Annotated in this window: 17 protein-coding genes; 9 read left to right on the top strand and 8 right to left on the bottom strand. The window is 45.8% G+C overall.

Features of this window, described 5'->3' with window-relative positions; genetic code table 11:
* Positions 1-48: 48 nt before the first annotated feature.
* Positions 49-489 (bottom strand): Lrp/AsnC family transcriptional regulator, encoded by a 441-nt coding sequence (locus NP165_RS18880; protein ID WP_257086010.1) that lies wholly within the window; start codon positions 487-489, stop codon positions 49-51.
* A gap of 135 nt (positions 490-624) precedes the next feature.
* Between NP165_RS18880 and NP165_RS18875 the strand changes: the two genes are divergently transcribed.
* Both NP165_RS18875 and NP165_RS18870 read left to right on the top strand, forming a co-directional pair.
* Entirely contained in the window at positions 625-1,209 is a 585-nt protein-coding gene (locus NP165_RS18875; protein WP_257086009.1) for a LysE family translocator, read from the top strand.
* Positions 1,210-1,317: 108 nt separating this feature from the next.
* A complete protein-coding gene (locus tag NP165_RS18870) occupies positions 1,318-2,091 on the top strand; it encodes a siderophore-interacting protein (RefSeq protein WP_257086008.1) in 774 nt (257 codons plus the stop codon).
* Here NP165_RS18870 and NP165_RS18865 read toward each other — a convergent pair.
* Positions 2,088-2,957 carry a LysR family transcriptional regulator gene (locus NP165_RS18865; protein ID WP_257086007.1) on the bottom strand — a complete coding sequence of 290 codons (870 nt, stop codon included), beginning with the start codon at positions 2,955-2,957 and terminating at the stop codon, positions 2,088-2,090. The two genes, NP165_RS18870 and NP165_RS18865, sit on opposite strands and share 4 nt — an antisense overlap.
* 103 nt (positions 2,958-3,060) lie before the next feature.
* Here NP165_RS18865 and NP165_RS18860 point away from each other — a divergent pair, with 103 nt between their 5' ends.
* The 4 genes from NP165_RS18860 (at position 3,061) to yqfB (ending at position 7,001) form a co-directional block, all read left to right on the top strand.
* Positions 3,061-3,504: a hypothetical protein gene (locus NP165_RS18860; protein WP_306439761.1), complete on the top strand. Its 444-nt coding sequence runs from the start codon at positions 3,061-3,063 to the stop codon at positions 3,502-3,504.
* 78 nt (positions 3,505-3,582) lie between these two features.
* Entirely contained in the window at positions 3,583-5,262 is a 1,680-nt protein-coding gene (locus NP165_RS18855) for an RluA family pseudouridine synthase (protein ID WP_257086006.1), read from the top strand.
* 219 nt (positions 5,263-5,481) lie between these two features.
* Complete coding sequence (locus NP165_RS18850; protein ID WP_257086005.1) at positions 5,482-6,684, top strand: DEAD/DEAH box helicase; 1,203 nt, start codon at positions 5,482-5,484, stop codon at positions 6,682-6,684.
* Complete coding sequence (yqfB, locus tag NP165_RS18845) at positions 6,684-7,001, top strand: N(4)-acetylcytidine aminohydrolase (RefSeq protein ID WP_257086004.1); 318 nt, start codon at positions 6,684-6,686, stop codon at positions 6,999-7,001. Before NP165_RS18850 ends, yqfB begins: the two co-directional genes overlap by 1 nt.
* Positions 7,002-7,070: 69 nt before the next feature.
* Here the strand turns inward: yqfB and NP165_RS18840 are convergent, their stop codons facing one another.
* Positions 7,071-7,949, bottom strand: a complete 879-nt coding sequence (locus NP165_RS18840; RefSeq protein ID WP_257086003.1) for an NAD(P)-dependent oxidoreductase — start codon at positions 7,947-7,949, stop codon at positions 7,071-7,073.
* Between the two features lie 180 nt (positions 7,950-8,129).
* On the opposite strand from NP165_RS18840, the gene NP165_RS18835 reads away from it, so the two are divergent.
* Positions 8,130-8,777 carry an HAD family hydrolase gene (locus NP165_RS18835; RefSeq protein WP_257086002.1) on the top strand — a complete coding sequence of 216 codons (648 nt, stop codon included), beginning with the start codon at positions 8,130-8,132 and terminating at the stop codon, positions 8,775-8,777.
* A 178-nt stretch (positions 8,778-8,955) separates the two neighbouring features.
* Entirely contained in the window at positions 8,956-9,813 is an 858-nt protein-coding gene (gene yghU, locus NP165_RS18830; RefSeq protein ID WP_257086000.1) for a glutathione-dependent disulfide-bond oxidoreductase, read from the top strand.
* A gap of 67 nt (positions 9,814-9,880) precedes the next feature.
* Here yghU and NP165_RS18825 read toward each other — a convergent pair whose 3' ends face one another.
* The 5 genes from NP165_RS18825 to NP165_RS18805 form a co-directional block, all read right to left on the bottom strand.
* A complete protein-coding gene (locus NP165_RS18825; RefSeq protein ID WP_257085999.1) occupies positions 9,881-10,336 on the bottom strand; it encodes a GNAT family N-acetyltransferase in 456 nt (151 codons plus the stop codon).
* A 56-nt stretch (positions 10,337-10,392) separates the two neighbouring features.
* Complete coding sequence (locus tag NP165_RS18820) at positions 10,393-11,022, bottom strand: LysE family translocator (RefSeq protein WP_257085998.1); 630 nt, start codon at positions 11,020-11,022, stop codon at positions 10,393-10,395.
* Positions 11,023-11,068: 46 nt separating this feature from the next.
* The gene (locus NP165_RS18815) at positions 11,069-11,551 is read right to left on the bottom strand and encodes a YbaK/EbsC family protein (RefSeq protein ID WP_257085997.1); all 483 of its coding nucleotides are present in this window, start codon (positions 11,549-11,551) and stop codon (positions 11,069-11,071) included.
* A gap of 16 nt (positions 11,552-11,567) precedes the next feature.
* Complete coding sequence (locus NP165_RS18810; protein ID WP_257085996.1) at positions 11,568-12,164, bottom strand: DJ-1/PfpI family protein; 597 nt, start codon at positions 12,162-12,164, stop codon at positions 11,568-11,570.
* A 156-nt stretch (positions 12,165-12,320) separates the two neighbouring features.
* Entirely contained in the window at positions 12,321-13,112 is a 792-nt protein-coding gene (locus tag NP165_RS18805) for a CAP domain-containing protein (protein ID WP_257085995.1), read from the bottom strand.
* A gap of 263 nt (positions 13,113-13,375) precedes the next feature.
* Here NP165_RS18805 and NP165_RS18800 point away from each other — a divergent pair, with 263 nt between their 5' ends.
* Positions 13,376-13,984, top strand: coding sequence for a lysozyme inhibitor LprI family protein (locus tag NP165_RS18800; RefSeq protein ID WP_257085994.1), 609 nt, complete (start codon positions 13,376-13,378; stop codon positions 13,982-13,984).
* Positions 13,985-14,000: the final 16 nt, after the last annotated feature.

Raw genomic sequence — 14,000 nt, 5'->3', positions numbered from 1 at the left:
AATAGGTTTTCTTACAACAATATACAAAATAGCGTCTTGATAGATGAATTATCGCTCATCTTTAGGCGAATCCATCACCACCATCGTTGTGATTGATTGGACTTGAACACACTCACCCAAAACGTCGGCATGAAATTTTTTATAACTTGGTAAGTCTTTCGTTTCGACTCTAAGTAGATATTCGTTCGCTCCGGTGATGTTGTGGCACTCCACGACTTCATCAACATAGCGTACGTGTTCTTCAAATTCTTGTTGTGCCTGTTTGCTGTGGCTAGATAAACCGATGGAAACATAGGCGATAAAACCAATCCCGAGCTCAACACTATTGAGGATCGCGCGATAGCCTTTAATGACACTTTTCTTTTCTAGCTCTTGCACACGTCTTAACGTCGCTGAGGGAGACAGCCCGATTCTTTCTGCTAACTCTACGTTAGAGATTCTTCCGTCTATTTTCAGCTCATGCAATATTCTTTCGTCAAACCTGTCCATCACGCATCCTTGTTGCAAAACAATCGTTACTTTGTCGAATAAAAACACATAATTGTGTGTAATTCCACTTATTATCTACACAAACCGGTCAGACAACATTCACTTATTCGCAGTCATCAATTTCAGGAGAGAAATATGGAATTTCAACAACTCAGCGCACTGGCGTTGTTTGCGTTTGTCTCGACTTTTACCCCAGGCCCTAACAACTTGATGTTAATGACATCTGGCGCAAATGTCGGATTCAACCGCACGCTTCCTCACATGCTAGGTATTACATTTGGTTTTGGCTTTATGGTGCTAGTCGTTGGCTTTGGGTTGTTCGGTGTTTTTAACAGCTATCCGATGACACACACGATCTTAAAGTGGCTTAGTTTGGCATACCTAGGTTATTTGGCGTTTAAAATCGCGCTATCTGGTAAAGCAGAGTCCAAATCAGACTATAAGCCGATGACTTTTCTTGGTGCGGCTTCTTTTCAATGGGTCAACCCAAAAGGTTGGTCGATGGCATTAAGCGCCGTGGCTATCTACAGCAGTAACGGTAGCTGGAAAGAGCTTTCCCTCATAGCGGTCATGTTCATGCTCACTAACCTACCGTCATGCAGTTTTTGGGTTATCGCGGGCCAGCAGTTGCAAAAATGGTTGACCTCTTCACTTAGAGTCAGAGTGTTTAATGTCAGCATGGCACTACTGCTTGTGGGTTCGACACTGCCGATGCTTTAGTTATCACAGATGAGTTTTGCTAAAACGTAAATTTACTTAAAGACGCTTTCCATCTGAAATGAAGCTGGTAATCTAAAACATAAATACGAATGATTATCGAGTGCAACAATGAAGAAGCCAGTAAAAAAGCGCGTTACAGTCGTCTCTACTCAAACCATCACACCAAACATGCAGCGCATCGTTTTAGAAGGCGATGAACTAGCGCAATTCCCTATAAACTGTGAAGGCAGCTACATTAAGCTGCTCTTCAACCAAGAGGGCGGGACAGACATTTCGGCGTTAAACAGAGAAGAACGTCCGGTTATGCGTACTTACACCATTCGCCGATTTTCTCCTCAACGCAAACAAATCGAAGTCGACTTTGTACGCCATACCACGAATGATCTGAGTTGTGGGTTTGCCGCTCGATGGGCAGTATCCGCCCAAGTAGGAGACCCTATCTCTATCGTTGGCCCTGGTTCAATTCAAGATATGAATATCGAAGCGGACTGGTTTTTAATGGCGGCAGACATGACCGCGCTGCCTGCATTGTCGGCAAAAATTGAACAACTACCGGAAAACGCGAAAGGTTACGCGGTGATCAAAGTGGCCAGTCAAGAAGATAGACAGCCACTTAACTCACCAAAAGGTATCGAAGTAAAGTGGATTGTCGGCAATGAGGATCTCGCAGAACAGGTTAAAGCACTGCCTTGGCTAACTGGCGATGTGAGTGTTTGGTCTGCATGTGAGTTCGATTCTATGCGCGCGCTACGCCAATACTTCCGCAATGAGAAACAAGTCGAGCGTCAAAACATCTACATTAGCAGCTATTGGAAGCAAGGCGTCACTGAAGACGGCCATAAAGTGATCAAACAACAAGACGCAAAAGAACAGATGGACTAATCGAGATTCTCAGCAAGAAAATCAATCAAAAGGCGTACTTTGGGTGACAGATTCCGATTTTGTGGATACAACGCCCATATGCCTTCTCGTTCGTCTCGATAATCGCTCAGTACTTCGACCAGCTCTCCGTTATCGAGTGACTCTTGCACGTAATAATCCGGCAGCTGTGCTAGACCTAACCCGCGTTTAGCCGCATCTAGCAACGCCAATCCTGAATTGCAATGAATTCGGCCATGTACTCGTAGCGACTTTTCTCTCTTGAGATCATTAAAGCGCCAGTACTCAACGGAGCCCACTAGGCATTGATGACTTGCGAGTTCAGACAGCGTGTGTGGCTCGCCGTATCGCTCAAGATATTGCGGGCTGGCACAAACATAGAGCTGGCGACTGGACAGTTTTTTCGCGACAAAACTTGAGTCTTGCAGCCGACCTAAACGAATCGCGACATCGACACCAAGCTCCAATAGGTCCAGCTTTTGGTTGGTGAGCATTAAGTCCAAATCAACTTGTGGGTACATCTCCAAAAACTGATACAGTAACGGCGCTATACGCTGCTCCCCATAAGTGACTGGCGCGGTGACGCGGAGCAATCCTTTTGGCGTTGTTTGCATTTGTGTCACTGCCAATTCAGCCACCGCGAGCCCTTCCACCAAGTGTTTGCACTGCTGATAATAGAGTTGCCCGGCTTCTGTTAGCGTCACTTTCCGTGTGGTGCGATGAAACAACTTAACAGCCAAACGTTCTTCCAACGCGGCGACTCTACGGCTAATTTGTGCGACTGAAGTATCCAGCTTTTTCGCTGCAGCGGTGAATGAGTTATGTTCTGCTACTGCGACAAATTCGCTCACGCCTTCCCAAGTTGCCATTACATTTTCTCTAATAATATGAGTATCAGTTTCGATATTTTTGCATATATGAAATAACAAAGGTATTAGACGGATAACAAACTGCCAAGTGGACATGATATTTATGCTAAAATCGCCTCTTTCATTGGCTATATCTCTCAACACCATGTCTAAATTAAAATTGTCCATTGCACTGTTGATTATTGCGGTTTGCGCGTTATTTGCGTACGTGTTTATTCCCACCCATGTTCGCCTTGGAAGCGAAATCATCAATAAACCGATCAATGACCAATATCGCCTTGTCGGCTACAAAGCGATCTCTACTGAGCCCAAAGACGGCAAGTTGAATCATTACTTCCTTTTGTCTACGAACCAAACGACTGAAGGTAACGAACCGTTTCTCATCAGCTCAGATCCCTTTATCAAGATCATCGAAATCAAGGACAACAAACTCACTTTAAGCGTCAAAGGACGAGTCAAACACTTTGACAACGATCTGTGGGTAGAAAAAGCCGATGGGAAAGTTGAACATTGGCTGATAAGCGCTAATATCAGATTTGTCCGTTAAGCACCGCGCGCGACTGGCAATCCCGACACAAACAGGTAAAATCACGCCCCTAAGATTTTGCCTGTAGTGAATAGAAAGATGCACCAACCTGAAAACTTGTTTACCCGCTTTAACTCAGATACCAGCCCCTATTCACTACCCGAAAAGTTCACTTTTCCGTTTTACTACGAGCCGCATCCACTGTGTGTCATGGCTGCCGAGCAATTGCAGCAACACTTGCTCACTCAGACAGATTGGCAACACGACTTTGGCACCGACGGGGTTGACCAAGGAACAGGCAAAATGTTTGGCGTCTTGTTGGTAAGATCACCACAAGGTGAACTGGGATTCTTTAGTGCGTTTTCTGGAAAGATCGCAGACCAAAACTTGCTACCAGGCTTTGTTCCTCCTGTGTTTGATATGCTTGCTGAGCAAAGCTTCTTCCGTGGCGAGTTAGCCGAAATTACTGAGCTGAATGAACAGGTCAGTCAACTCCAGGCAAACCCAAAACTTTTGCAACTTAAGCAGACGTTAAGCCAGTATCAGACTGCCTACGTACAGGCCGAGCAGACGCAGCGTGAGAAAATGATTCAAGGTCGTGCAGCGCGTAAATCAAAGCGAAAACAGGCAGAGCAAGAACTTTATGCTCAAGAACTGGATGCGCTATTAGCTCAACTCAGCAAAGAGAGTGTGGCTGAGAAGAACGTACTGAAATACTTAAAGTTGGAGTGGGATGGAAAAATTGCCAATGTGCAAGCCGAATTAGTGCAACTAACAACACAACTCGACTCACTGAAAGAAGAACGCAAACAGCTGTCTAATGCACTCCAAAACAAGCTGTTTGAACAATATCGTTTCCTTAACATCCGCGGCGAAGAAGAGTCATTACGAGCCATTTTCGCCAACACGACTAGCCCTACTCCACCAGCAGGTGCAGGAGAGTGCGCAGCACCAAAACTGCTCCATTTCGCGTTCAAACACGGCTACACCCCAATCGCTTTAGCCGAGTTTTGGTGGGGCGTATCGCCAAAGTCCGAGATTCGCCAACACACAAAGTTCTACCCTTCGTGCAACAGCAAATGCCAACCTATTCTAGGTCATATGCTAACTGGCATGAGCGTCGATGAAAACCCGCTAGCAGAAAGCTGGGCGAAAGATAAAAAGCTGGAAATACTGTTTGAAGATGATGCGATGGTTATCGTGAACAAACCGTCTGGTTTACTTTCTGTTCCTGGTAAAACGATCAAAGATTCTGCGTATACACGCTTGCAGGAGAAGTATCCGGATGTTGAAGGACCATTCGTAATTCATCGACTCGACATGGCGACATCTGGCTTGCTGGTATTTGCACTGACTAAACGGGCTAATAAGAGCCTACAGAAACAGTTTATCTCCCGTAGCGTACAGAAGCGTTATGTCGCGCTTATTGAGGGTGAACTTGAAACTCAGAGTGGTGAAATCACGCTGCCAATGCGTGGTGATCCAGACGATCGCCCACGCCAATTGGTCTGCTTCGAGCACGGTAAGCCTGCGGAAACTTATTGGCAACAAATCGACGTCAAAGATGGTCGCTCTAAGCTCTACCTTTACCCTAAAACGGGACGTACGCACCAGTTACGCGTTCACTGTGCTCACCACTTGGGGTTAAATATGCCGATGGTCGGTGACGGTCTTTATGGCGAAAAGGACAACCGATTGCACCTACACGCTGAAAGGCTCGAACTTGAGCACCCGTACAGCAAAGAGCAAATGGTTTTTCAAGCAGAGCCGGAATTCTAGTTGTAAAAAGCTAATCACTAGAAAGTCTAAACGGAACTCGAATCTACTCGAAGGGTTGTCTATACAGGCAGCCCTTATTTTTGCCAAGCACTGCCCATACCAACGACTGACACTAATGTTCCTCGTTTACAATGCTTCTACTTGTATAGATTGTGCTACACTCTGTGCCAGTACAATTAGGCCATTTGCCTATCCTTATTTAAACTTCAGAGTACCACCATGCCTTTTTCAAAACTTGGTTTAAGCCAGCCAATTACAGATGCAATTCGCGAACTCGGATACGACAAGCCAACGACCATCCAATCCAAAGCCATTCCTGCGATTTTAAAAGGTGAAGACCTTCTTGCCGCAGCGCAAACGGGAACAGGTAAAACCGCGAGTTTTGTGCTTCCAATTTTAGAAAAACTCGCTCAAGGTGAAACTCAGCGTAAAAAGCGTATTCGAGCGCTTATCCTGACACCAACACGCGAATTGGCCGAGCAGGTAGAGCAAAAAGTTCGTGATTACGGCAAACACTTAAATCTGACTTCCCTTGCGATGTACGGTGGCGTCGATGAGCAACCGCAGAAACAAGCATTGATCGAAGGTGTCGATATCCTCGTCGCCACGCCAGGTCGCTTACTCGATATGTATGGTAAACGCGCGGTGTACTTTGAAGAAGTCGAAATGCTGGTGCTCGATGAAGCCGACCGCATGTTAGACATGGGCTTTATCGAAGACATCAACAAAATCTTAGACCGTCTACCAACAGACATTCAGCACCTGCTTTTCTCTGCCACCCTTTCCAACAAAGTGCGTGATTTGGCGAAAACAGCAGTACATGACCCGTTTGAGATCTCTATTGCGGCAAACCAAGCGTCTAAGAAAAACATCGAGCAGTGGCTGATCACCGTCGACAAAGATAAAAAATCTGCGCTACTCAGCCATCTAATTACAGAGAATAACTGGAACCAAGCGCTGATCTTTATCGAAACCAAACATGGCGCGGCTAAATTGGCTCAGCAATTGGAAAAGCGCGGTATCGAAGCCGAAGCGTTCCATAGTGGTCGTAGCCAAGCGATTCGTTTGCGTTTATTAGAAGACTTTAAAGCAGGCAAGATCAAATACATGATCGCTACTGGCGTTGGGGCTCGTGGTATTGATATTGAAGGCTTAGAGCGAGTGATTAACTACGATCTACCGTTCCCTGCGGATGAGTATGTTCACCGCATTGGGCGTACTGGTCGTGCAGACGCGCAAGGCGAAGCCATCTCGTTTGTTTCAAAAGACAACTTCAAGAATTTGTGCATGATTGAAAGCCGATTAGGCCACTTGATCGAACGCCGCGAAGTGGAAGGGTTTGAGCCACGTAAACCCGTACCGATCTCAATCCTAAACTACGTGCCTAAAAGTAAGCGCCAACAGCAGCAAAAGGAAAGCTAATGTCAAACGCACCAACTAAAATTACCTTCTTCGAGTTTCTGACGCCGCTTGTTGCTTCAGGCAAGAAGACCATTACGATCCGTGATGAGTCAGAATCTCACTACGTACCTGGCACAACTGTTGAAGTGTTCACCCTTGAGACGGATAAAAAGGTCTGTGAGATTAAAATTCTCTCAGTTGAGCCGCTTCATTTCGACGATATCAACGAGTTTCACGCCGAGCAGGAGTACATTGAACTGCCGAAACTGAAAGAACTGATTCGAGAAGTTTACCCAAACACTGACACCTTGTTCATGATCACTTACGAGCTGGTTTAAATACAAAGCCGCCCCACTTTACGGGGCGGCTTCGAAATACTCAGAGGCTAGGCGTGACAAGGTAATGTATTAGCGATTCTTTGCTACCGATTTGAACAAGACCGATGTATCCATCCGCCCTAGCCCTTCTTTCTGTAGCTGTGCGTATTGTTCATCGACATTTTTTGTTAACGGCAGCTCAATACCTACTCGCTCGGCTTCTTTCAAACAGAAACCTAAATCTTTACGCATCCAGTCAATAGCAAAGCCAAAATCAAACTTATCTTGTGACATTGTCACGGCACGGTTTTCCATTTGCCATGACCCAGCAGCTCCGTGCTTCAGTGTCTCGACCACTTGCTCGATATCTAAGCCTGATTTTTGCGCCAACAACAGTGCTTCGCTCAGCCCTTGCAAGATGCCTCCAATACAGATTTGATTCACCATTTTACAACGCTGACCTTGGCCATTTTCACCCAATAAAGTGATTTGTTTAGCGTACACGTCCATCACTGGCACAACTTGGTCAAAAATTGCTTGCTCACCACCACACATAATGGTGAGTACACCATTTTCCGCACCAGCTTGACCACCGGAAACTGGCGCATCAATAAAGCTGTTGCCATATTCTTTCGCGGCTTTCGCCATTTCAATCGCTAATTCAGCCGAAGTCGTCGTATGATCGACCAGTACTGCCCCCGGTTTTAGCCCGACAAGAATGCCTTCCTCACCGTAAACCACGCTACGCACATCGTCATCATTGCCAACACAGACGAACACGAAATCAGCGCCTTCAGCCGCTTGTTTAGGCGTGTCACAGGCTTGACCTTGATATTCATTTGCCCAAGCTTCTGCTTTAGCCTTAGTACGGTTGTACACTTTCGTCTCGTGACCAGCTTTGCTGAGGTATCCAGCCATCGGATAACCCATTACACCTAAACCGATAAACGCAACTTTCTTGTTACTCATTACTCTCTCCGCTGATCTTTTTTATAACTTTGCAAATCAGTGTACTAAACAACCCCATGGCAATTCACTAATCAATTCAAACTTTATTTAATTATTGAGTTTACCGTCCTCGCTTTTACTCGCGCCACCAACTATGACAGAATGCAATCACGTCGTTATGTTGTATGAATTCGTTTATCCATGAAATTTCAAGCTGCCATCTTTGATATGGATGGCCTATTACTCGACACTGAACGTGTCTGCATGCAAATGTTTAAACAGGCTTGTGAAACTGTAAGCCAACCTTTTTACGAAGATGTTTACCTGTCTATCATAGGCCGCAACGCAGCGGGGATTGATGCTGTGTTTCGCAAGGTTTATGGCCACTACCTAGATGAACTGCATGAAGAGTGGCGCAGGCGCTATGATGCCATCGTCAAACATCAAGCGATTCCCGTGAAACAAGGCGTGGTTGAACTGCTCGAGTGGTTGAACGCAAACCAGATTCCAACGGCAGTAGCGACCTCTACACGTAAAGAAGTCGCGACGATTAAACTCAAACTCGCTGGATTAGATCAATACTTCGACGATCTTAGCTGTGGCTGTGAAGTCACTCATGGTAAGCCTGACCCTGAAATCTATCTGCTAGCTGCAAGTCGTTTGAACGTTGACGCGAAACAGTGCATTGCGTTTGAAGATTCAAACAATGGCGTCCGTAGTGCAGTAGCGGCAAACATGACCACGTTCCAGATACCCGACTTAGTCGAACCGTGTGAAGAAATCAAGGCCCTCGATCACCTGATTCTGCCTTCGCTTCACGATGCACTTCATTATCTTAAGCAGCAATAAGCTATCCTCTTAAGTAAGGTATTCTCTATAGAAGCCTATGCGCCATGGGCTTCTTTATACTTTTCAGTGCTAAACCATCGTTAGCAAATCTAAATCAATTTTTCTCTAGGGGTTTGTATTTGCATCTCACATCCCAATTATGAGTAGAAGCATCCACTAAATTGAAGAAGGAACGACAATGACCAACCAATATGTGCCACCTAAAGTTTGGACGATGAACGAAGAAAATGGCGGACAGTGGGCGAGTATTAATCGTCCTGATTCTGGCGCGCGCCATGAACAAGCGCTTCCCGTTGGTAAACACCCAATCCAGCTCTACTCTTTGGCCACTCCTAACGGCCAAAAAGTAACGATCATGCTAGAGGAGCTACTCGCACTGGGCGTAAAAGAAGCGGAATACGACGCTTATTTAATCCAAATTGGTGAAGGTGATCAATTCGGTTCCGGTTTTGTGGAGGTCAACCCAAACTCTAAGATCCCAGCAATGGTTGATCGCTCAGGTGATGAGCCGATTAATGTGTTTGAGTCTGGTAATATTCTGTTTTATTTGGCGGAAAAATTTGGTCACTTCCTTCCAACAAACGCTGCTGAACGAGCGCAAGTGATGAACTGGCTGTTCTGGCTACAAGGTTCTGCACCTTACTTGGGCGGTGGCTTTGGCCATTTCTATGCGTACGCACCTGAGAAATTCGAATACCCTATCAACCGATTCTCTATGGAAGCAAAACGTCAACTGGATGTTTTAGACAAGCAACTTGCGAAGCACACTTACCTGGCTGGTGAAGAATACAGCATTGCCGATATTGCCACCTGGGCATGGTACGGTAACTTGGTATTAGGTCGCGCTTACGATGCGGCTGAGTTCTTGGATGTCGATAGCTACAAGAATGTGAAACGCTGGGCCGAAATGATCGATGCACGTGAAGCCGTCCAACGCGGACGCATCGTGAATCGCACGTCAGGAGAAGAATGGGAACAGTTAGCTGAAAGGCATAGCGCAGAAGATATCGATGCGGTATTGAAGCTAAAACTGTAACTACTTACCCATAAAGTAAAAAAGCGATTCTCCTAAAAGAATCGCTTTTTTGTTGTTACCCAAAAAATTACAAAAGGCGGGTCATAAACTTGCTGTTTGGGTCTTCTCGATAATTGCCAAAAGGCCCACAGTAACTAAAACCAAACTTCTCATACAAGCGGTGTGCTGGCGTGAAGAACGCCTGAGAGCCAGTTTCCAGATTCACGCAGCGATAACCTCGCTCAGTGGCAATCTTCAGCACATGTTGCAGCAGGCTAGACGCGACGCCCAAATTACGCGCATCCGACGCTGTGCGCATTGACTTGAGCTCTACCTGATCGCAGTCCAACTCTTTAAGCGCTGCACAACCAAGCAACTTGCCGTGTTTCCAACCACTGAAGAAAGTGATCTCCGGGGCTTTGAGCGCGTCAACATCTAAGGCATGTACGCTCTCTGCTGGAGAAGTCGCGTACATGTCCTTTAAATGTTCTTCGAGAAGCCTTATCACTTGCCCACCTTGTAAATCGTCTATTTTTATTTCCATCTAAATTCACTATCCATGCTGGCTCGCGCTCATGCTTCTTTCATAGCGAGAATCGATTACTTGGTATCACTTAAGGCAATTTTACCCGCAAGACCAATCAGTAGTACGCCAGATACCCCTTCCAAGCTTCTTGAAAAGCGCTGAGACTTTGCACCACTCAGTAACCAACTGCCCGCCACAGCGTAGACCAGATTACATAGTGTCGCCAAGACACTGAAAATCACGCCATAAGCCAACAATTGAGCGCTCACCGAACCTTGTGTCAGGTCGATAAACTGCGGAAGAAACGACAAGAAAAACAGCGCAACTTTTGGATTCAATACGCTCACCACCACACCTTGCATAAACACATTGTTGGTCGCAGGTGCCGTTTCATCCACGACTAACTGACTACTTCCCTTCCACATTGAGATCAGAGCCTTAATTCCTAGATAAACCAGGTAAGCTGCACCTAACCATTTGATAATGCTAAACGCTAACGCCGAGCTAAGGATGATCGCAGAAAGCCCTAAACACGCAGCTAAGGTATGAAGAAAGTAGCCCGCACCCAAGCCCAAAGCAGCTTTCATGCCACTCGCCATTTTACCTTTCATGGTATTAGAAACGATGTAAATCACATCAGGTCCGGGGATTAAGTTTATCGATAAACAGGCAACGACAAACAACAATAGTGAATTCAAATCCATGAGGAATTTCTCCATTTATTTTATTAGTTATTAATACTTTACTGAACTACTTAGAGAGTTCTCTCCACTCACCATTTGTCAGGACTGGCAAGTCTTGCGCGTGCAGTTTAAATACCGTATTCGGTGTACCCGCCGCCGCCCAAATCGCATCATATTGCTGTAGGTCGACGTCTAGAATTGTTGTGACGTTTTGGTTGTGCGCCACAGGAGGCACCCCACCAATCGCATAGCCAATGCGTTCACGGACAAAGTCAGCGTCGGCTTTTTTCAAGTTTAACCCTGTCGCCGCTTTCACCTTTTTGGTGCAAACCATGTTCGTTCCTGATGCAACGACCAAAATGGGGTCGCCCGTTTCTCCGTTTTTAAAAATCAGAGATTTCGCGATTTGCGATACGCTGCAACCTATCGCATCTGCCGCCTCAACCGCCGTACGTGTTGAAGCTGGCATTTGCTGAACCAAGAAATCTTGACCATATTGAGACAAAAATGCTTGAACGCGAGCTGATGAGCCTTTTAGTTCTGTAGACATACCTTAATTTCCTCAATTACACATAAGGCGTGACAACATTCAGGCATTGATCGACCCACTTATCTTTTTCACCTACAGGTGCAACATAGTGGATCGCAGAAGCGGCGTGCTCTTTGTCGCCAAGCTTGCTGATCACCCAAGTTGCAAGGTATTGAGATGACAAACAGCCGCCAGCGCTAGCGATATTGCCACTGGCGAAAAAAGGTTGATCGAGCACTTTCACACCGACATCTAGAAGCCAAGGCGTGGTGGTTAAATCGGTGCACGCAGGCACGCTATCGAGTAAACCAAGTTGGGCCAAAATCAATGCACCGGAACATTGACTGCCAATCAGTTGTTTCTCTGGGTTGAGGGAAAGGCGTGATAAGATCTTTGTGTCTTTAGCAATATCACGAGTGAGCACTCCACTGCCAAACAATACCGCGTCTGCATGGTTGGCAAATTCGAGTGGTTGCTGCGCTTTGATCGTTACACCATTCATCGACGTTACATATTCTGTCGGCGAGGTAATCTGGGCATTCCAGCCTAGGTGGCGCATACGGTTGATGATTCCCGATGCAACAAATGAGTCTAATTCGTTAAAGCCTTCAAAGGTAACGATCGCTATATCCATATCAAATCCTTTTGGTTATGTGCCAAGCGTATATTCTCGCGGTTGCTTATTTTCTGACCCAGCTTATGCCACTATCGCGTATAAAAGCAAATGCCGAAGTAAGGAGATTTCCATACTTCGGCATTTGCTTGGCACTTTATTGGTTAGATGCTCTGATTAACGTGGACGGGCAAAAACCTGTGTCCAGTAAATACCATATCGAGAGTCTGGATTTTCAACAAAAGACGCGCCCAACTGAGTTACCGTGGCATTCATAATGTTTTTGCAATGGCCAGGACTTTCCATCCAAGCTGACATCACAGCGTCAATATTCTTCTGACCCGCAGCCACGTTTTCAGCCCATGCGTTAAACTCGTATCCAGTGGCCGAAATACGATCACCAGGGTCACTACCATTAGAGCCTGTATGCCCCATAAAGTTCGCATTTGCCATGTCGCTAGAGTGCGTAAAAGCAGCCGATTCCAAATCAAAGTCCCAAGTTAATGCAGGTACTGCTGGCATCATCGTACCGCCACAATCTTGTTGCTGAGAACGCGCTTGGTTCACCGCATGTAACATGAGATCTGCAAATTCATTAGATTGAGGAGGCGTGACGGGTTCTGCTGGTTCAACTGGCGACTCTGGTTCCACAAAGTTGTCATTGTCACTGGAATCCGGCACGATTGGGGTGTCATTTTGATCAGTCGTTGTATCAGATCCTGTATTCCAATCCGCCGATTCATCAGTATTATCGGCATCAGGTTCAGAGCTATTACCAGCATTACTACCGTAGCTGTTACCGCCACTAGCGGAATTACTCTCGTCAACATTCGCATTGCTATTGGATGTGCCTGATACAGATTCTGCCGACTTTCCTACCGAAGAAGAATCTGACGAGCCACCATCTGCCCCCCCACACCCCGCAAGAATCAACGTAGACAACATGAAAAATGGTACAACTTTCATCATAAACCTAACCCTAAAATATCAAATAATGTGTTCATTTCCTTATGTCTGACCATCAATAGGTAAGCAGCCAGATGAATAGAACAGCTAATAATCATTATGTAAATTAATAACGCCGGTAAACTATACTTACCCAAACGTTAGGGTCTCAATATGCAACCGTTGAATACGCGGTATATTGACCGTTGTTTAACAAACGCTGACATTCACCAGTCAGAGCAGATACACTGCCCCCATAAATTCGCCAATAGGAGCATTGGTTATTGATGTCTAAATTACTGTTCAGTTCTGTATTGCTATTTGGAGTCAGTACAAGTGTTGGGGCTTTTTCACCGTCTTATGATTGCACTCAACGTTCGTTGAATTCAGTAGAAAAAGCGATTTGCGCCGATGTTGAGCTTAGTCAGCAAGATGTTTTGCTTGATCATATCTATAAGAAAGCGAAGGCAATAGATAAAGCGAACCAAGCCACACACAGCATTCGAAGCGAACAGCGTGGTTGGTTAAAAGGACGCAATGAGTGTTGGAAAAGTGATACAACAAACGAGTGTATACGCGAGCAATACCAACATCGCATTGCCACGTTGCAAGCCCGCTACAGATTGGTCGAACACTCAGATCCCATATTTTTCGCTTGCGATGGCAATCAAGCAAAAGAAGTGGTGGTAACGCGGTTTGAAACCGACCCTATATCGGTTATTGCAGAATTTGGGGATAGCGTTTCTTTTATGTTGTACTCGGCGCAACAAAGCCAATACGTTGGACGGAATGAGTCGATTATCTATCAAAATGATCAGTCGATCGATGTTGTTTGGGGATACAACGCACCAGTTATGCAATGCGTTCCCAAAAGTAATCACACAGAGTCTCAGTGACGCCTTATCGTACAAA

Origin of the sequence: Vibrio japonicus (genome assembly GCF_024582835.1) — a bacterium.
Classification (GTDB): domain Bacteria; phylum Pseudomonadota; class Gammaproteobacteria; order Enterobacterales; family Vibrionaceae; genus Vibrio; species Vibrio japonicus.
This window is presented reverse-complemented; position numbering and strand designations above follow the sequence as displayed.